We start from the raw sequence: 17,433 nt of genomic DNA on the forward strand, positions 1-17,433 counted from the left end.
ATGATTTAAAACGGCGACCTTCTAACATCTAACATCTAACATCTAACATCTAACATCTAACATCTAGCTTCTAATTTCTATTTTCTAAAAACTTCTTCCAATCTGTTATGCGCCATATTAAGCCCCTGTGCAAAAGGTAATTTCAGCATTTGATCTCTGAAATCAACAGATTTGTAGACGGTTTGAATGGTGAGTTTACTGGTGTGATCAGTCAGTTTTTCAAATTCCAAGAAATCGATCTGAACAGGGAATGGTGTGTTTTCCATCTGAAACGTTCTTGTGATTTTCTGTTCGGGAATAAACTCGTGAATGGTCCCATTGGCACGGAAAACTACATCACCTTGAGGATTGGTTGTTTCAAACTGATAGCCGCCATGTGGTTTGTTTTCAAGCTTCAATACTTTGGTGCTCATCCATTGTTCAACAATTTCAGCTTCAGTGTAGGCTTTGAAAAGCAATTCTACCGGAAGATCAAATTCTCTTGTGATGAATATTTCCTGTTTGCCATCTTCGGCGTGGATTTTTGTTTTGAGTTCCATATTTTGAGTTTGTGTGTTTGAGGGTTTTAGAGCGGGAGAGTATTAGAAGTGAAGGTTAGAAGGTCTTATTACTCATTGTCCATTACGTATTACTAATGTTCTGATAGGCTTTCATTACACTTTCCAGTTTGTTGAACCGGTCGTCCCACATCTGGCGGAAAGGTTCTATAAAATCGGCTATTTCTTTCATTTTATTGGGATTTAGGTGGTAGATAATTTCACGGCCGTTTTGTTCAGATCTCAGCAATTCGCATTCTGTAAGGATCTGAAGATGTTTGGAAACAGTAGGCCTCGCGGTATCAAAATTGGAAGCGATGGCTCCGGCGGTCATGGACTTTGCGGCCACCAGCATCAGGATAGATCTTCTGGTAGGGTCTGCTATAGCCTGGAATACATCTCTTCTTAAATTCATTGTGTAGTTATTTGACTACAAATTTAAATGAAGTTATTTGACTACGCAAGTTTTTTTATAAATTATTGATTTTAAATGATAAAAGCTCTTGGATAGATGGTCCGAGAGCTTGTAAGGCAGATTAAAGTATGGAGCTTATACATTATCTCCCGCAGATCATGCAGATTGAACAGATGTATCCTATTGTAAACGTAAAGTTTTAAAATTGCTGCTGTTTATTTTAGGGTTGCAAAGAAGTGAAAAATGAACTGTCTGATGAAGGTATATGGATAGGTTTTCGGCGGCCGGAGGCCGCCGAAAACCTTCTGATAAAGGTTAAGTAAGTAATGTATTATTTTTTATCTTTCAAATAAATATCATCATACTCCATAATAAAATAATCGCTTTTGTTTGGATCCAGATCATAAAGGAGGCATTTATCATTAGAATATAAGAATATGATGTCAGGATGTTTTACTTTGAGCTGATCTTTAAGAACTCTGAAATTATATATATGTTGTTCACTTCCTGTATTTGTAATATTATTAAGACCGGAAAAGACAAGCGCCATAGTTGTTATATAAGCTATTTTACCATATTTCTGGATTAAAAATTTTTTCTGATAGTGATAACATATTACCAATGCAATGTTTAAGAATATATAAAATAAAAGTTGTAGAATGCTCGGGAAATTATTGGTCATGTAAAACAAATATGAATATAATAGTATTGCTATAATTGTGAATAGGAGTATTCCTATTTTGTGTTTTTTCTCAGGGAAATTTCTAAATATATAGTATAATAATAATCCTAATAACATTAATGGCATATTAAGCAAAACCAAAGTACCATCCAGAACAATCTGAGTTATTGAAAAGCATTTGCTTACAAGATTTGGGGAATGCATGCTTATCTGAACAATTTGTTTAATTATACCTAATAATGAAGGGACAATGATTAAAAAAGGCAAATATTCCTTAACAAATTGTAAAATTTTATCTTCTCCTAAAAAATTGAAAAAATCTTTCATGCGTTTGTTATTTTGAGTGGTGCGAATCTAAGCGAAAATAAAGATTTTTTTTAATTTGTTTTTCACTTAATTGTGATTAATTTTGTAGGTTTTGCCTGTTTGGTCTCAAATATTTATTCGATAATTTGTTTGTAATATAATGTTTTAATAATGGAGAGTCTCAAATCTTATGATGATGAATTTATATTTTGAGGGAGCTAAGGAAGGGTAAGTGAGCTCGGCCGCCGAAGGCGGCCGAGCCATATCTTTTAAGTTGAAAATTTTTATTTTATCTTTTTCATGGCGAATATTTGATTCTCTTTTTTGCCTTTTAAGACACCTGAAATCTCGGCAATTAGAGAATTCTTACTTATTTTTTTATAGGTAATGATTTGCGGAAAGTCATTCTGTTGGTTTTCAAATATAAGGGAGGTGGGACTTAAGCCGGGTGTTGAAACAAAATCAACAGGTATTTCATTATGCTGACCCTTTACGGATACCATATAATGTAGTTTTTTGTCTTTTTCTACCAGACGTACAAATTCAAACATGATGGTGTCTTTTTTATTCAGGTAGTAGCTTTTCCCCTGGAATTCGGTGTCGCTTTTTCGGGTCCAGGTTTCGTAGAGGCTTCCTTTGGGCGTTTTGGTTTCCCAGGTACCGATGAGCCAGTCCAGTTTTTGTAGTTCATTCTGTTGGATAGTCCAGGCAGAGAGAATCGCCAGTACGATGGCGGAGAGAATCAGTTTTGTTTTCATTGTCTTGATATTTTATTATGAAGACAAAGTTCAGCATATGATTAAGGCTAAAATTGTAAAAATGCGACAAGGTTAATCTGTTCCGAAAAAAAGGAAAGACATTTTCAGATGTTCACCGTAAAATTCTTTAGGCGTCAATCCTGTAAATTCTTTAAAATCCTTGATAAAATGGGCCTGATCATAATATTCAGATTCGTGTGCTAAGGCGGTAAGTGTTGTAAATTCTTTATTGAGTAAGAGTTTCAGGGTTGTTTGCAGTCTTATTGTTTTTGAAAGCTGTTTAGGACTTAAACCTATCGCAGAGGAAAACTTTCGCTCCAGCTGTCGACGGTTGATATTGGTCTGTTTGGACAGTTCACCGATTGAAATCTGACCATTAGCGGTAATTAGGGTATCTATCGTAGACCGTACAATTTTGTCAATGACATCAGCGTCCAGTTTTTTGAGCAAAAATTCTTCAACAATCTGTATTTTTTCTTCAGGCGTCTTGGTTTTCAGCATATTTTTCTCCAGTTCAATTCCATCTTCTCCGAAAAGTTGATCGAGCGGAATTGCTTTATCGTCCATTTCTTTAATGGGAATGGTAGCAAACGGAATAAAACCTTCATACTGAAAACGGACAGAGAACATCCCCGTAGTGCCTGTGGATTCTATAACCAATGGTTTGGTAAGCTGGCCAAAAACACAGCTTCTGGGCTGAACTACCGCCTGGCCGTCATCCATATATTGTTTGTAAAGATCACCATAATGAAAAATCATTTCCATACAACCGTCCGGAACAATGGTTTGCTGCTGAGGAACGTCTTCCTTAGGGCTTTCCAGGGTCCAATAGCACTTGATAAGAGCGGAGAGTTCAGGACTTGGTGGGAAGGTTTGATAGTTCATTGTTTAATCATTAATTTTTCATCAATTAGGTTCTTAAAACTACTAAATAAAATCGGAGGTAAGCATATTTTACAAAAAATCTCAAAATTGTGATTTATTTTATTAAACAAAACGCAGAGAATATAAAATCTCCACGCTTTGTTTGAATGAATTAACTATACTTTTTTCCGGATTGAAATCAATGTCTGCAAAACCACCGAAGTAGTGATCAGCGAAATTCCTATATAGAATGCCGGTCCGACTTCTTTGCTTTCTCCAAAAAATAAAAATGCTATAATGATCGCATAAACCGGTTCCAGATTGAACGTTAAATTCACGGTAAAGGCTGGAATTTTCTTTAAAACCTCTGCAAATGCAACATATAGCCCCACTGTACAAAAAAGTGCTAAAATGCCCAAATAGACAGTGTTTTTTAAGTCAGGTACTATGCTATCTGCCGGGAAAATGAGGAGATAAACGGGCAAAAATGCTCCGAGGCCTAAAGTTCCGCCCATCATCTGGTAAAAGTTGATGACTTTGGTATCAAAATGCCTCACCAGCCGGTTATTATAAACGGTGTAGAGTGCACCAAAAGCAGAGGAAATAACGCCTAAAATAATTCCAAGCTGATAAGAGGTATCAAAATGAAAGATCAGACTGACCCCAAACAAAGTAAAGGTACTGAGAAATAATTCTGAAATTTTAAATTTCTCTTGATCAATTATAGGTTTGAATACAGCGGTAAAAAAACTGGTCAGACAATAACAAACCACGCCGATTGAAATATTGGAGTATTTAATACTGGCGTAGAAAAAAAGCCAGTGAAGCGTGATGAGCAGCCCGGCTTTCATTATACGGACTTTTTCCCGGGAAGAAATGCTATAGGGGATTCTCAGCAGTTTTAAAATAACAAATAAAATGATGGCCGAAAAGAAAAGTTGGTACCACACCAGTAGTCCTTCGTTGAGAGATATGAGTTTTCCGAAAATGCCTGTAAAGCCGGCCAGGATCACGGCCAGATGCAATAATAAATATGATTTTTTCATTGATAATGAACTGTAAAGATTTGTAATATTATTTTTTATCAGAATCTGAAGCATTGCAATTTAAGCCGGTAAAAAAATTAACGGCATGAACATACTTCAAATAGAATTGAAAATATTAGAATCTAGGAGGAGGCAAACAGCTCGCGTGGTTCATATCTATTGTATTGAGATCAAATATAGGTAAAACAGACTAAAACGAAATGATTGGGGTGTTAAAAATTATGTAATTTAGTGCGGAAAGGAATTTTATTCAGATGATATGGAATTACGAAAGGAGATTGAGCCTGATTTTACGACTGCTGAAAAGCTTTATCCTGAGGTATTACGGCTTATTTTAGAATATACAGATTACTGTGATGAGCATGGAGATGAAGATCATTCAGCTTACCAAAAACTTGAGAAGACGCTGCATAAAATGACAGGGAAGGAGATGTCCGGATTTAATCTCTGGGAATGGTGGGAAGAGGATGGAGCAGAGAATCTCGCTTTTGATATAGCTTTACCGGAACCTTTCATGGTGGAAGGTATCACAAAAACTGAACTTTCGGAGATCGTAAAACGGCTTAAAACTTTTGATACACCTGACAGAGAAGGCTTTATAGCACAGTTTTACAGCCATGTATGCTTTGGAAATGGTTATTATCATCAGTTTTTGAAGCTGAATTTCAAAACATATCATATAAAGCTGTTCCAGAGAAATAAGGATAAAAACGGGAATTATTTTGAGTACAGTCAGGAAGAAACAACGGAAAAGTTGTGGAATGACGGAAAATATTAGTCTGATTTTAAACCTGTTATAATATCAATTTAACATAATGTATACGGGAATATTAGAAAAGCTCAATGTTTTAGGCGGCAATACTGATCATGTGAGTGCAGATAAAACCTTTGCAGAAAACTGGCAAAGCATCCAATTCAGCTCTTATCTGTATGATAAAGAATGGGATGTGTATGGGATTGATGCATTTTATGAAAAGAATAAACCGACATACATCGATCATCATGAAAAATTCTACGAAGATTTGGTTGAGCATTATTTTTCAGAACATGAGCAAACATATGGGCAGGATTTTTATAAAGACTGGCTGTTTACGCCGTTTAAAAAAAATTCAAAAGATGATGGTGAGCTTGACGGGTTTGTAGAAGAAGATGAACTCAGGAAAACCGTACAGGGAACAGAAATGGATTTTATTTGTATCATATATTCGTATGGATATCCGGATCATTATTTTGTATGCTTAACAGATCCGAATCCTATGAACCCAACGGTTTACAGTACGGACCATGAAGTGTATTTTCAGGAAATTGAAAACGAAAGAAGCCTGGATGACTTTCTGGACAGGTATATGACAAAGGAAGAGTTTGTGGATGTTGTCAAAGAGTATCTGGAAGAGAAATTCGGGAGATAGCAGATATTGAATGTTTTTAAGGTATGATGCTGTAATTTTATTTTGCCTATAATTTATATTATGTTAAATTGATTATTTGTTATGAATTGAATTGATTTGAGGAAGTCGATCTTATGTTTATTTAACGCTAGAGATTATTAGGTCAACTTTTTCAAACCATACTAATTGATAAACGTCTTTTTTTTCTATTTAGCTAACGTCTTTAATTCTTTATTTTCGGTATCATAATTGATTTTTTTTTACTGAATATTTAATAATAACTAAAAAATTTAATTAAAAACATTATTTCAATGTATTGTGTATTATTTTTTTTACTATTTTTGATCACTATCAAATTAATTTTTAAAATATGAAAAAAGTATTTTTTTTGTCTTTTTTATCTTCCCTATCGATGATTTCATGTTCATTAGAAGGTTCTGAAGAAAATAATCTGACGAGAAACCCATTAGAAGCACGCACTAACCAATCAATTCCTTCTAAAAATCAAGCAATTGATGACTTTAAAAAAGCATTGGTTAATGCAAATAACCCAACACTAATCAAAGAAGAAATTGAAACCAATTCTGGGAGCCAGGGATTTGGCCCTTCAAGAAAAAAAATCATATTAGAACCGGCAAAAATGGTTTTACTGTCAACAGGAATGTCTAAAGATAAAGTAAATGGCTTAGAAGATGATGCCATTATTTCACAAGCCTTTATTTCCATGTCAAATGAACAAAAACCATAATACATCACAGAAAATATGAGAAAAATTCTTCCACTGCTTTTAGTTCTTTTAGCTGTAATTATTAAAGCTCAGCAATACCCGTTAGTCGTTTATAATTTTAGCCCTGTTGCTGTTACGAAATTGAAAATTAAAGTCACAGATCCAACAACTTGGCGATATGATTGCCATCCGATTGCTTCTGGAGAAACATCAGGATTAATTCAACCCGGCACCACTGTTACTTATGATTTAATGAATACCAGTGCAACAAAAACACCACCAATAAATCAATGGGATATTATGTCACACTATATAGGTATTCCTGATGCCATATATAATGTAAGTGCCGGGGCAACCATACCAACTGCTATATCATCTATTATTAATTGGCAGAGTATTACAATCGTATTTGCCAATGGTGAAACAATTGATTTAGGAAGAGGCTGTACAGAGCCAGGTACACCTACATACAATTCGGGGGCCACTCCATCCGGTAGGATCGCTACTACTAATACTTTGGTTACACCCGCCCAACAAGTTCTTACGATATTCTAAGGATTTTTTATTCTAAATATAAAAGAAAATAACCCTACAATAAGCAATTGTAGGGTTATTTTTTAGGATGTAAACAAAGACTCCGAAGATTAATTTATATAAGTAACCGTTCGGTAAACCGATCTCTGAAACAACTTATTTCTTAACTATTTTACTAAAAGTTGTATCGCCTTTTAACAGGTAATTCCCTGATGGATATTCACTAAGATCAATGCTGTTTTTTCCTTTGCTTAAAGTCAAATTTTTAATAATTCTACCCGTGCTGTCATATAAATAAGCATTTTCGTTTTCAGCAGACTCCACAGTGATCACTCCTGTTGTCGGGTTAGGATAAGCCGGAGTTTTTAATGGCGTTGAAATTTCTCCAGTTGATAAACTTCCGTTGCAAGCGGAGTTATAGGTATCTCCAATAATATTAAACCCTTTGTTAACCAATTGAGCCCTTGCCATAATGGCTTGCGGTGTAGAATAAGTTAGCCCTGTTGCATCTATCGTTCCAGATACTATTCCTGAGCTGGCCCATGTAGGATTATTGATGAGAGCAATTAGAAATTTATTATAATTGGTGCATGATAAACCCGTATTTTTTAATCCGAAATAGATTGAATTATCAAGAAAGTTTTGAAGCTTAATGTTCCAGGTAGAAATATCCTGATTAAAATTCAAAGCACCATTAAACATATTAAATCCAATAGAAATATTAACTTTACTCACATCCCAGTTTCCAATAGGTTGATTAAAGGATTTAGCATTGGTAAACATTTGCTCAAAATCTTTTACATTACCCGTATTCCAATTATTAAGGGGTTGATTAAAGGATGTAGCATTAGAGAATACATAGCGAAAATTAGTAGCATTTGATGTATTCCATGAATTTAATGGCTGGTTGAAAGCCACTGCAAACGTAAACATTGAAGAGAAATTGGTTCCGGACCCCGTATTCCAGTTAGAGATATTTTGATTAAAAGAAGATGCCAACGAAAACATATCACTAAAGTTGGTTACATTAGCCGTATTCCAGGTTCCGATATTTTGATTAAATAATGTTGCTCTGCTAAACATACCGCTCATGTTAGTAATACTACTTGTATTCCAATTAGAAAATGAATTATTGCCAATCAGAGATGGACAATAGATGAACATTTCAGATAAGTTATTAATTTGTGTCAGATTGGGGGCATCTGTAGCAGTTACGTCAAGGTTCGGACATTTCGCAAATCCTCTATTGAATTGCTCAAGCCAAATAATGTTTCCCCATTGACTCACTTCGATAAGTTCCGGATTTTCAGTGATTGAGTTGACGTTAGCCTTAAACCCATAAAATAATCCACTGCCATTGGATACCTTCACTTTGTAGGTGGCTTGGAGAGGGTTTGCATTTAAAGAGGTTCCAAAAGGAATGACAGTAGGACTGCTACTGCTGGATGTGACAGAATTAAGAACTCCACTATGTTGAGGATATCCTACTTCTTCCCAGTTAATGGTATAACTGGTTCCGGTTCCACCAAAAGATATGGCATTATCGATGGTACCGGTTACATTGGGTTTCCACAAAGTAATAAATTCAGTCTGTGCATAAGAACTGAAAAATAAAAATAAGAAAATGGTAATTAGTTGTTTTTTATACATAATTTAAAAAATTTCACAAAAATAAGAGTTATTTCACAAAAAAAAAGAAAGTACGGTTAATTTAAAATGAATTATTTTCCTTTCCTGACTGGTGGATTGCTATCACTACCCTCCTGCTTTATCATAAAGATTGTTGGAATTAAAAACTTCACATGCTGGATTTTCATAATCATAATTTTTAAGGTTAAAATTTCGTTGGGTAAGACAATAATTTCCCGGGATTCTTGATCTTATCTCTGATACAAAGATATAGACGCACAGCGACAGAACATGTCGTAATATAATTTTATGACGATATTATTTTGTATGTTTTTCTTTATGAGATTTGACCGGAATGTAATGAATAAACCGGTTTTTTCTGAGTAAGCTGAACGTCAAAAATGGACAAAAATAAAATTACAATAGGTGTTTGTTAATATAAAATAGCACCTGTCATTTCTGAAGGTGCTGTTTTATAATCGTTATAAGAAATAGATTTATTGTTTCTGAATTTTTAAAATTTGTGATACAGAACCGTTTTCTTTAATCTTCAGGTAATAGAATCCCGTCGCGAGGCCGGTAATATCAATCTGCATTTGTTTTCCTTGATAATGCGATTGCTTTATGAGTTTTCCACTCATATCTACCAGATCAATCTCTGCGATCCCCCTATTCGATTTGTGTTGTATGGTGATGGTATGATTGGCAGGAACGGGACTTACCGTCCAATTATTTTTTAAATTATTGGTTTCCTTTGTATCTAAATTAGTGGGTGTAGGATCATATATTTCGTAAATTTTATCGATCTTGTTGTTCACATTATTTGAGTTACTCGTGCTAAAATAAATTTTTCCGTTAGGTGCTGCCAACACATCCCTTATTCTTCCAAAACTTACCTGAGGTATATCTACTTCTGAAATGATACTGCTTTGATTAGCATTGAATGTGAGCACATATATAGCCTGATTTTTCAATGAAGCCAGGAGCAGTTTATTTTGCCATTGAGGGAAGAGCGAATGGGTGTAAAATTCAATACCGCATACAGCAATCGTTGGGGTCCAGGATTTAGCAGGTTCATAAACATTGTTGGCGTTGCAAAAAGTGATCTCCCCCGGTAAATTGCAATAGCCTTCAACATTGGGCCAGCCATAGTTCCTGCCAGCTTCTATGATGTTGATCTCGTCATCGTTACTGGGACCGTGTTCACTGCTGACAAGTTTATTGCCCATCATAGTTAGCCCTTGCGGATTACGATGACCATAACTCCATACTGCAGAGCCAGGTATGGGATTGCCGGCAGGGATAGTACCGTCAAGATTATAGCGGAGAATTTTACCGTTCAGTGATGATGTATTTTGAGGAAGAGTTTGATCTGCTGCATCGCCTGTAGTCATATACAGCATATTATTGCTGATGAGCAAACGGCTGCCATTATGGATGACAGCGGCATCTATAAAATCTACGATTAATCTTTTATAAGTAAGTGCATCTGTAGTTGGGTTATATTCATACACCACTAATTTTTCCCGATAGTCATTCCCGTTTGCCAAATAATTGTAAGAGCAGAATACTTCAGGTGTATTAGGGAAATCAGGATGTAGGGCCAAACCAAGCATTCCCCCTTCGCCGTTATTGATGGACACGTTTTGTTCAAGGATAAGTTGCTTTATTTCACCGGTCACCGGGTTGAGTCTCGAAATAGCACCATGTCTTTGTGTAAACCAGATATTGCCATCCGGTGCACTAACCATTTCCCAGGGAATGTATAATCCGTTTTTAACTTCTCTTATGGAATAATCGTTTGTTTGTGCAAAAAGTTGAACATTAATCAATGCAGCAATAGCGAGAGTGTAAATTTTCATCATAATTTTAATATTGAGTATTCAAATTTAGAAAAAAAAGTATACAAACAAGATTCTTTTTATTTATTTAAATGCTGGTTTATAGATTGTTATATGGTTTATCCTAAAGTTTTGTTGAAAGCATTAATTTTAAATTATAAAAAATTTATTCTCTTGTATTTAATTCACACATTTTCGGTTTTTATTTTAATTTAATTTTTTTTCTTGAAGCCGGGATTTGAATCTAAACTTCTTAATCTTCATAGATTTGCATAAAAAAACCGCCCTTTTCAGGGCGGTATACTTTTTTAATTTTAATGGCTTGGCTTAGCAAGTAGATCCACATGAAAGGACCTGGATGTGTACAACGCCGTTTACAACGCACTGTACCTGGCATAATGTATTCCCTACAAGAACACCTACACCGTTTACAGCACCTCCTACTGTATTGGTAACGCCACCTACAACGCCACCTACGATAGTACCTACACCACCTACAACTCCGCCAACTACTCCACCTAGTCCTCCGATAACACCTCCGATGTTATCAAAGATTCCGTCACCTGAAATAGTTTTCAATTCGTTTCTGTTCAATTTTTTAAAATTTTTCATGAGTATAATTTTATATTGTTATTACATCACTAAGATAAGAATAATTACAATATGTTTATATTATTTCGAAAAAAATAATTAAATATATTTATAAATTAATATTTGATTAATATAAACGATATTTAATGAATATATCATTATTTGAATTATCTTTCTTATTTTCATGAAAATGAACAATTTACAGGGGATATTTATGAAATTAAATTTTTCCCCTGAATTTTAAACTTTTATTGATCCCTTACATTCATGCTTATTTCTATTAAAAATAAAAATGAAATTGCGTCACCAATTCTTTATTCTACTTCTTTAAAATTCAACAACCTGAAAAATTCATCCCAGCCCTACTTGATTCTTTTGAATTGTGTTTTTGTTAAAAAATGTTATTTATTTTTTGTATATTTACGGAAATGTCTATTAATACTTTATAAAATAAGTTGTAAACATTCATAATTTTTAAATAATATAAAATGAATAATGTTTACCCAAACGATAACAATGGGCATAGTATCGGCAATATTCCGGTGAAATCTGTCAATATTGCGTACCTGATCCTGGTACATCGTTTACCCGATCAATTCAAACGACTTTTCGAGGCCATCTACGATCCTTCCAATTTTTATCTTATTCACATCGATAAAAAAGCCCATGAGGAAATTGGTGAAGAGGTAGGTGTCTTTTTGCAAAAATATCCGAATGTGCATATTCTTAAGAGTAAAAATGTTGTTTGGGGAGGTTACAGCATGGTTCAGGCTGAACTGGATGGAATGAAATATCTTTTGGAGATGAAGATGAAATGGGACTACTTTATCAATTTAAGTGGTCAGGATTATCCTTTAAAATCACAGGAAATCATCAAAGATTTTCTTTCAAAGAACAATGGGAAGAGTTACATAAAAATTGCTGATCAGGAAAAAAGCAGACCTGAAACCATGAACAGGATCGAAAACTACTTTGAAGAATCCGAAGATAAAATGTCTGAGAAAACGCATGCGAGAGGTTTTATGAAAGATGTCATTCCTTATATTGGCGGACAGTGGATGATCCTTACCAGAAGCTGTTGTGAATTTATCTGCAACAGTACCGAAGTGAAAAAGTTTGAAGACTATTACCTGAATACCTTGATTGCAGATGAGTCATTTTTCCAGACTGTTCTGATGAATACTTCTTTCGACGGTATTCTGGTAGATGACGACAAAAGAGCCATCATCTGGATTCCTGACGGTGATATTAAATTACGCCCCAAAACGTTCACTGAGACGGATCTGGATTTTCTGCAAACCGGCAATCACCTCTTTGCACGAAAGTTTGATGACCATGTAGACAATCAAATTATTGACTCGATTAAAATTCAATACGACGAACCTTTTGAAACCCTGATCAAAGTGAATGATATAAAAAGTATTACCAACAATTTAAACCACCTCAATTAGAAATTATTGAATTGAATCCTTGAAAGAGGTTTCAATATCTATAGGTACCCTGGCTCAATCGGTCAGGGTTTTTATTTGCAGAAAATTGGGGAAGATTTTTTCCGGTCATCTGGGCCATCTTGTTTTATAAAACTGGGTGACTAAAGTGGCTCAGAGTCTTCCTAATTTTGTGCTCAGAAAAACAAGATTTATGGAAGTGAAATCACTTGAAATATTAAGAACAGTAATTGAGCAGTTCCTTTTGTCGGATTGAAATATTTTTTATTTGTTAACTTTGCCGTTTCTAAATAATTATTTAACCGTAAATAAAAGACTATGTCTATAACCAATGAACAGGAGTTGGCAGGAATGCAGAAAGCGAGTGAAGCTGTGGCCTATACTTTAAAAGAAATGATTCAGTACGCTAAACCCGGCATGACCACGAAAGACCTTGATGAATATGGAGCGAAGATTCTCTCTGATTTTGGGGCGAAATCTGCGCCGCATCTTACCTACGGATTTCCCGGCTGGACCTGCATCAGTGTAGACAATGAGTTCTGCCACGGTATTCCTACTGACAAAAGAGTTTTAAAGGAAGGAGATCTCATCAATATTGATGTTTCTGCAGAACTCGACGGGTACTGGTCTGATAACGGCGGTTCTTTTGTGATCGGGAAAGATATTCATCAGCACCAGAAACTTGTGAATGCTTCCAAAGAAATTTTACAGAAAGCCATCAACAATATAAAAGGCGGCGTAAAAATAGCAGACATAGGATTTCTCATGGAAACCGAAGCTAAAAAAAGAGGGTTTAAAGTCATCAGAAACCTGGCCGGGCATGGCATCGGAAGAAGCCTGCACGAACAGCCGGATGAACTGATGAATTACAGAAACCGATATGACTCCAGAAGGTTTAAAAAGAATTCCGTGGTGGCCATTGAGACTTTTATCTCTACATCCTCCAATATTGCAGTAGAACTGAATGACGGCTGGACGATGGTAGGCAACAAAGGCGGCTATATGGCACAGCACGAACATACCATTGTTGTAACCGATGGGAAACCTATCATTTTAACTGAAATGAATGAGATCTTGAACTAGAGATTGGAAGCAGGAAGAAGGATGATGGAAGTTTTTATCAGACCTTTCATTGACTTGACTCTCTTCATTTTTTACTATAAAACAAAAGCATCTGTACATTTTACAGATGCTTTTTTATGTTGGATAATCCGGTTTTATTTATTTTCTAATTCAACGGTGTATTGTTTTGGAGAGTATTTAGTCAGAGAACCTGTTGCAGCATCAATTCCTACACCGATGGCTCCACCAAGAAGAATATTCAGCAGGGTTACTGCATTAAAGTTTTTCACCAGCTTCACCTCCTTCGTATTATATCCTTCTTTTTAAAAGGTAACAGTCTGTTTGCTCAGCGACCTTGAAATATCAGCCGTACACGGTGTTGTACATTTTTCTACACCTTTATGGAATACTTTGGCTCCTTCTGGCGATGATGTAAATGATATTGAATCTTTAGTTCCTGTAAAAATACTTGCACATGAAGTGGTTGAAAGGATAAGACCAAAAGACAATACAGTCAATAATTTTTTTCTCATAGATTTTAACGTTAATAGCGATGAACAGATATTTTTATCTATTTCTTTTAGCTTATTTTACCGCGGCGCGAACTTACAAAAAAATAATATTAAAGAAAAGGAGAATGAGCGAATGGCTTGATTTTAGATTAGAAATAACTAATTATTATTGTCAATATTCATCAAAATTATGGATTTATGGAAAATTTTAAAAAAATAATTTTGAAAATTCTAAAATGGACAGGAATTTCAATAGCAGCTATTTTATTTTTAATGTTTATCATTCCCATACTTTTTCCGGGGACGATTTCTCAGCAGGTAAAAATATTTGCGAATCAACATCTTGCGGGAAAACTCGATTATAAAAAAACGCATCTCACGTTCTTCCGGCACTTCCCTTCTCTTACGGTTTCTGTGGATAACCTCGTTTTACAGGGCTCAAAACCTTTTCAGAACGACACTTTACTGACGGCCAAAGAAGTCGCAGTGGGAATCAATCTTAAAAATCTGATTTTCAACCGTGAAGTGAAAATTGATGAAATTTATGTCACCGATGCCAATGCCAATGTTTTTGTCAACAGCAAAGGAGAAGCGAATTACAATGTTTACGTCTCCAAACCTTCCGGAAAACCTAAAGATACTACAGAAACGGGAGCTTCAATAAAATTGGATCTGATCAGGTTTAAAAACTGGAATATTAAATATAATGACCATTCTGCAAGGGTTTTAGTAGATGCCAAAGGGCTGAATTATACAGGGAAAGGCGGATTGAGTGAGGATATTTTTGATCTTCAGACCAATCTTGATATTGATAAAGTGGATTTCAGTCTGAACAGAATTTATTACGCCAAACAAAAAACCTTACATGCTGACCTGATTACCCGAATTAACACCAATGCCTTAACTTTTGTATTAAAAAAGAATGAGTTGAGGATTAATGATCTCCCTTTGAAATTCATCGGTTTTATAAGCATTCTTAAGGATGGATATAATATGGATATTAAGGCGGCTTCGGAAAAAACAACGATCCGTGAAATGATCTCTGTGCTGCCTCCGCAATATCTCGACTGGGCCAAAGACACTAAAATAGAAGGTAACAGTGATCTGTATTTTCATATCAAAGGCAGATTCAGTGAACCAAAAAGTATGAAACCGAGAGTCAAAGTACGCCTTTTGGTTAAAAATGGCTTTGTTGCTAATGGAAAAGCACCTGTTCCGATGAATAATCTGAATATGGATTTGAATGTGGATTTACCATCATTAGATACCGATCAGCTTGCTATAGACTTAAAAAGACTGAGCTTTGATCTGGGACCGAATAATAATTTCCGCGCTTATGTAAAAACCAAAGGCCTGAATGAAATGCAGGTAGATGCCAATATCAAAGGGGCTGTAGACCTTAAGACGTTGAGCCGTGCTTTAGGACTGAAAGATATTGATATCCGGGGATTGATGGATACCAATATTAAAGCCAATGGAATTTTCAGTCTTGATAAAAAGCTGTTCCCGAAAACCAATGGCTACCTGAATCTTAAAAACGGTCTGATCAAAACAAAATACTATCCCAACCCTATCCAGAATATCAATGTGGTAGCGAATATGATCAATACCGACGGGACTTTCAAAAGCCTCGGCGTAAAACTGGACCCTTTCAGCTTTGATTTTGAAGGAAATCCTGTTTTTGTGAATGCCGATCTCCAAAACTTTGAAGATTTGCTGTATAAAGTCCGCGCAAAAGGCGTATTGAATATCGGAAGAATTTATAAAGTTTTTGCGAAAAAAGGATTTGACATCAGTGGATTGATTATGGCTGACCTTTCCCTCAATGGCCGCCAGAGTTATGCCACAACAGGCCAGTACAGCAAACTTGACAACAAAGGAACTTTAATTTTAAAGAACATTAAAGCCACGACAGAATACCTTCCAAAATCATTTTTTATCAGAGAAGGAAATTTCCAGTTTGAAAATGAAAAAATGTGGTTCAGAAAATTCCTGGCCACCTACGGAAAATCTGATTTTGCCCTGAATGGTTATCTTCTTAATACCATCAATTATTTTATCGAAAGAAAAGGAACGCTTCACGGGAAGTTTACCTTGAATTCCAATTACATTCTGATCGATGAATTTATGGCGCTTAAAAATGGCGATAATACCGATACATCTATCGAAGTGGAGTACGCAAAAGTAGAAAACCCGAAAAGCAGCGGCGTGGTCATCATCCCTAAAAACCTGGATGTTTCTCTGGAAGCCAATGCGCAAAAGGTTGAATTTAAAGGACTAACACTTAATCATCTGAAAGGAAATGCTTCTGTGAATAAAGGCGAGGTTTATCTTAAAAATACCTCGTTTGACATTATCGGAAGCCGCATGAATATTGATGCCCGTTATCAGAACGAATCTCCACTGACGGCTAATTATGATGTAGCCCTTAAAGTTCAGGATTTTGATGTTCAGCGGGCTTACAAAGAAATTGATATGGTGCGTGAAATGGCCACTGCAGCCAAAGATGTCAAAGGAATCGTATCCCTGGATTATAAACTGAAAGGTGATTTTGATAAAAATATGAGCCCGATTTACCCTTCACTTGAAGGTGGCGGAACGGTTAATCTACGGGATGTAGAAGTGAAAAACCTGAAAATGCTTTCTGCTGTCGGGGATAATATCGGGGCAAAGGCTTTTGACAATCCGGATATGAAAGGCGTAACGATTGAAACCAATATCAAAAACAACCTGATCCATGTAGATAAATTCACCTTTAAAGTTTCCGTTCTGAGACCGTCCATCAGCGGAACGACAAGTTTCAACGGATTATTGGACTTAAGAGTAAGAGTAGGTCTTCCTCCCGGTGGCTGGATTGGCTTCCCAATTGTTGTTACGGGAACTCACAGCAAACCGAAAATCAAGATTTTCAGTAAAACCGGGCAGGGAATTGTAGATGCTCTATATAATCAGAAATCAAATAAAGTGATCCGTGAAGAAAGACGGGCCGAGAAAAAAACAAGAAGGCAACAGCGGAAAGAAAAAGAAGCTCAGGAAGAGCGGGCTAAAAAAGCAGAAAAGCAGATCAACAAAGATCTTAAGGAAAAATAAAAAG

Annotated in this window: 18 protein-coding genes; 8 read left to right on the forward strand and 10 right to left on the reverse strand. The window is 35.6% G+C overall.

Features of this window, described 5'->3' with window-relative positions:
• Window positions 1-77: 77 nt before the first annotated feature.
• The 6 genes from LC419_RS13230 to LC419_RS13255 all read right to left on the reverse strand — a co-directional run bounded on the left by LC419_RS13230 (window position 78) and on the right by LC419_RS13255 (window position 4,607).
• The gene (locus LC419_RS13230; protein WP_223607802.1) at window positions 78-539 is read right to left on the reverse strand and encodes an SRPBCC domain-containing protein; all 462 of its coding nucleotides are present in this window, start codon (window positions 537-539) and stop codon (window positions 78-80) included.
• Window positions 540-621: 82 nt separating this feature from the next.
• Window positions 622-951, reverse strand: coding sequence for a helix-turn-helix transcriptional regulator (locus LC419_RS13235; protein WP_223607803.1), 330 nt, complete (start codon window positions 949-951; stop codon window positions 622-624).
• A 331-nt stretch (window positions 952-1,282) separates the two neighbouring features.
• Complete coding sequence (locus tag LC419_RS13240; RefSeq protein WP_223607804.1) at window positions 1,283-1,960, reverse strand: hypothetical protein; 678 nt, start codon at window positions 1,958-1,960, stop codon at window positions 1,283-1,285.
• Between the two features lie 263 nt (window positions 1,961-2,223).
• On the reverse strand, window positions 2,224-2,697 hold the full coding sequence (locus LC419_RS13245) for a DUF6265 family protein (protein WP_223607805.1): 474 nt from the start codon (window positions 2,695-2,697) through the stop codon (window positions 2,224-2,226).
• Between the two features lie 72 nt (window positions 2,698-2,769).
• Window positions 2,770-3,582 (reverse strand): DUF6597 domain-containing transcriptional factor, encoded by an 813-nt coding sequence (locus tag LC419_RS13250; protein WP_223607806.1) that lies wholly within the window; start codon window positions 3,580-3,582, stop codon window positions 2,770-2,772.
• 155 nt (window positions 3,583-3,737) lie between these two features.
• On the reverse strand, window positions 3,738-4,607 hold the full coding sequence (locus LC419_RS13255; RefSeq protein ID WP_223607807.1) for a DMT family transporter: 870 nt from the start codon (window positions 4,605-4,607) through the stop codon (window positions 3,738-3,740).
• A 259-nt stretch (window positions 4,608-4,866) separates the two neighbouring features.
• Between LC419_RS13255 and LC419_RS13260 the strand changes: the two genes are divergently transcribed.
• The 4 genes from LC419_RS13260 (at window position 4,867) to LC419_RS13275 (ending at window position 7,277) form a co-directional block, all read left to right on the forward strand.
• Entirely contained in the window at window positions 4,867-5,385 is a 519-nt protein-coding gene (locus tag LC419_RS13260) for a hypothetical protein (protein WP_223607808.1), read from the forward strand.
• A gap of 37 nt (window positions 5,386-5,422) precedes the next feature.
• On the forward strand, window positions 5,423-6,016 hold the full coding sequence (locus tag LC419_RS13265; RefSeq protein WP_223607809.1) for a hypothetical protein: 594 nt from the start codon (window positions 5,423-5,425) through the stop codon (window positions 6,014-6,016).
• A 349-nt stretch (window positions 6,017-6,365) separates the two neighbouring features.
• Window positions 6,366-6,743, forward strand: a complete 378-nt coding sequence (locus LC419_RS13270) for a hypothetical protein (RefSeq protein WP_223607810.1) — start codon at window positions 6,366-6,368, stop codon at window positions 6,741-6,743.
• A 15-nt stretch (window positions 6,744-6,758) separates the two neighbouring features.
• Entirely contained in the window at window positions 6,759-7,277 is a 519-nt protein-coding gene (locus tag LC419_RS13275; protein ID WP_223607811.1) for a hypothetical protein, read from the forward strand.
• A gap of 135 nt (window positions 7,278-7,412) precedes the next feature.
• Here LC419_RS13275 and LC419_RS13280 read toward each other — a convergent pair whose 3' ends face one another.
• The 3 genes from LC419_RS13280 to LC419_RS13290 all read right to left on the reverse strand — a co-directional run bounded on the left by LC419_RS13280 (window position 7,413) and on the right by LC419_RS13290 (window position 11,338).
• A complete protein-coding gene (locus LC419_RS13280) occupies window positions 7,413-8,906 on the reverse strand; it encodes a BspA family leucine-rich repeat surface protein (protein WP_223607812.1) in 1,494 nt (497 codons plus the stop codon).
• 476 nt (window positions 8,907-9,382) lie between these two features.
• A complete protein-coding gene (locus LC419_RS13285; protein WP_223607813.1) occupies window positions 9,383-10,750 on the reverse strand; it encodes a PQQ-dependent sugar dehydrogenase in 1,368 nt (455 codons plus the stop codon).
• 303 nt (window positions 10,751-11,053) lie between these two features.
• Complete coding sequence (locus LC419_RS13290) at window positions 11,054-11,338, reverse strand: hypothetical protein (protein WP_034725567.1); 285 nt, start codon at window positions 11,336-11,338, stop codon at window positions 11,054-11,056.
• Between the two features lie 467 nt (window positions 11,339-11,805).
• Between LC419_RS13290 and LC419_RS13295 the strand changes: the two genes are divergently transcribed.
• A complete protein-coding gene (locus LC419_RS13295) occupies window positions 11,806-12,768 on the forward strand; it encodes a beta-1,6-N-acetylglucosaminyltransferase (protein ID WP_223607814.1) in 963 nt (320 codons plus the stop codon).
• Between the two features lie 315 nt (window positions 12,769-13,083).
• On the forward strand, window positions 13,084-13,848 hold the full coding sequence (gene map / locus LC419_RS13300; protein WP_223607815.1) for a type I methionyl aminopeptidase: 765 nt from the start codon (window positions 13,084-13,086) through the stop codon (window positions 13,846-13,848).
• A 134-nt stretch (window positions 13,849-13,982) separates the two neighbouring features.
• On the opposite strand, the gene LC419_RS13305 is transcribed toward map, so the two are convergent.
• Complete coding sequence (locus tag LC419_RS13305; protein ID WP_223607816.1) at window positions 13,983-14,126, reverse strand: hypothetical protein; 144 nt, start codon at window positions 14,124-14,126, stop codon at window positions 13,983-13,985.
• A 43-nt stretch (window positions 14,127-14,169) separates the two neighbouring features.
• Here LC419_RS13305 and LC419_RS13310 point away from each other — a divergent pair, with 43 nt between their 5' ends.
• Both LC419_RS13310 and LC419_RS13315 read left to right on the forward strand, forming a co-directional pair.
• On the forward strand, window positions 14,170-14,481 hold the full coding sequence (locus LC419_RS13310) for a hypothetical protein (RefSeq protein WP_223607817.1): 312 nt from the start codon (window positions 14,170-14,172) through the stop codon (window positions 14,479-14,481).
• 80 nt (window positions 14,482-14,561) lie between these two features.
• Window positions 14,562-17,429: an AsmA-like C-terminal region-containing protein gene (locus tag LC419_RS13315; RefSeq protein ID WP_223607818.1), complete on the forward strand. Its 2,868-nt coding sequence runs from the start codon at window positions 14,562-14,564 to the stop codon at window positions 17,427-17,429.
• The last annotated feature ends 4 nt before the right edge of the window (window positions 17,430-17,433 follow it).

The organism is Chryseobacterium sp. OSA05B (assembly GCF_019970065.1).
GTDB lineage: Bacteria > Bacteroidota > Bacteroidia > Flavobacteriales > Weeksellaceae > Chryseobacterium.

What these genes read in the sequence shown, in the direction of transcription:
- LC419_RS13285 (WP_223607813.1), bottom strand. Translation starts at nt 10,750, where the DNA reads ATGATGAAAATTTACACTCTCGCTATTGCTGCATTGATTAATGTTCAA.
- LC419_RS13240 (WP_223607804.1), bottom strand. Translation starts at nt 1,960, where the DNA reads ATGAAAGATTTTTTCAATTTTTTAGGAGAAGATAAAATTTTACAATTT.
- LC419_RS13230 (WP_223607802.1), bottom strand. Translation starts at nt 539, where the DNA reads ATGGAACTCAAAACAAAAATCCACGCCGAAGATGGCAAACAGGAAATA.
- map (WP_223607815.1), top strand. Translation starts at nt 13,084, where the DNA reads ATGTCTATAACCAATGAACAGGAGTTGGCAGGAATGCAGAAAGCGAGT.
- LC419_RS13245 (WP_223607805.1), bottom strand. Translation starts at nt 2,697, where the DNA reads ATGAAAACAAAACTGATTCTCTCCGCCATCGTACTGGCGATTCTCTCT.
- LC419_RS13250 (WP_223607806.1), bottom strand. Translation starts at nt 3,582, where the DNA reads ATGAACTATCAAACCTTCCCACCAAGTCCTGAACTCTCCGCTCTTATC.
- LC419_RS13275 (WP_223607811.1), top strand. Translation starts at nt 6,759, where the DNA reads ATGAGAAAAATTCTTCCACTGCTTTTAGTTCTTTTAGCTGTAATTATT.
- LC419_RS13260 (WP_223607808.1), top strand. Translation starts at nt 4,867, where the DNA reads ATGGAATTACGAAAGGAGATTGAGCCTGATTTTACGACTGCTGAAAAG.
- LC419_RS13255 (WP_223607807.1), bottom strand. Translation starts at nt 4,607, where the DNA reads ATGAAAAAATCATATTTATTATTGCATCTGGCCGTGATCCTGGCCGGC.
- LC419_RS13280 (WP_223607812.1), bottom strand. Translation starts at nt 8,906, where the DNA reads ATGTATAAAAAACAACTAATTACCATTTTCTTATTTTTATTTTTCAGT.
- LC419_RS13270 (WP_223607810.1), top strand. Translation starts at nt 6,366, where the DNA reads ATGAAAAAAGTATTTTTTTTGTCTTTTTTATCTTCCCTATCGATGATT.
- LC419_RS13235 (WP_223607803.1), bottom strand. Translation starts at nt 951, where the DNA reads ATGAATTTAAGAAGAGATGTATTCCAGGCTATAGCAGACCCTACCAGA.
- LC419_RS13265 (WP_223607809.1), top strand. Translation starts at nt 5,423, where the DNA reads ATGTATACGGGAATATTAGAAAAGCTCAATGTTTTAGGCGGCAATACT.
- LC419_RS13295 (WP_223607814.1), top strand. Translation starts at nt 11,806, where the DNA reads ATGAATAATGTTTACCCAAACGATAACAATGGGCATAGTATCGGCAAT.
- LC419_RS13290 (WP_034725567.1), bottom strand. Translation starts at nt 11,338, where the DNA reads ATGAAAAATTTTAAAAAATTGAACAGAAACGAATTGAAAACTATTTCA.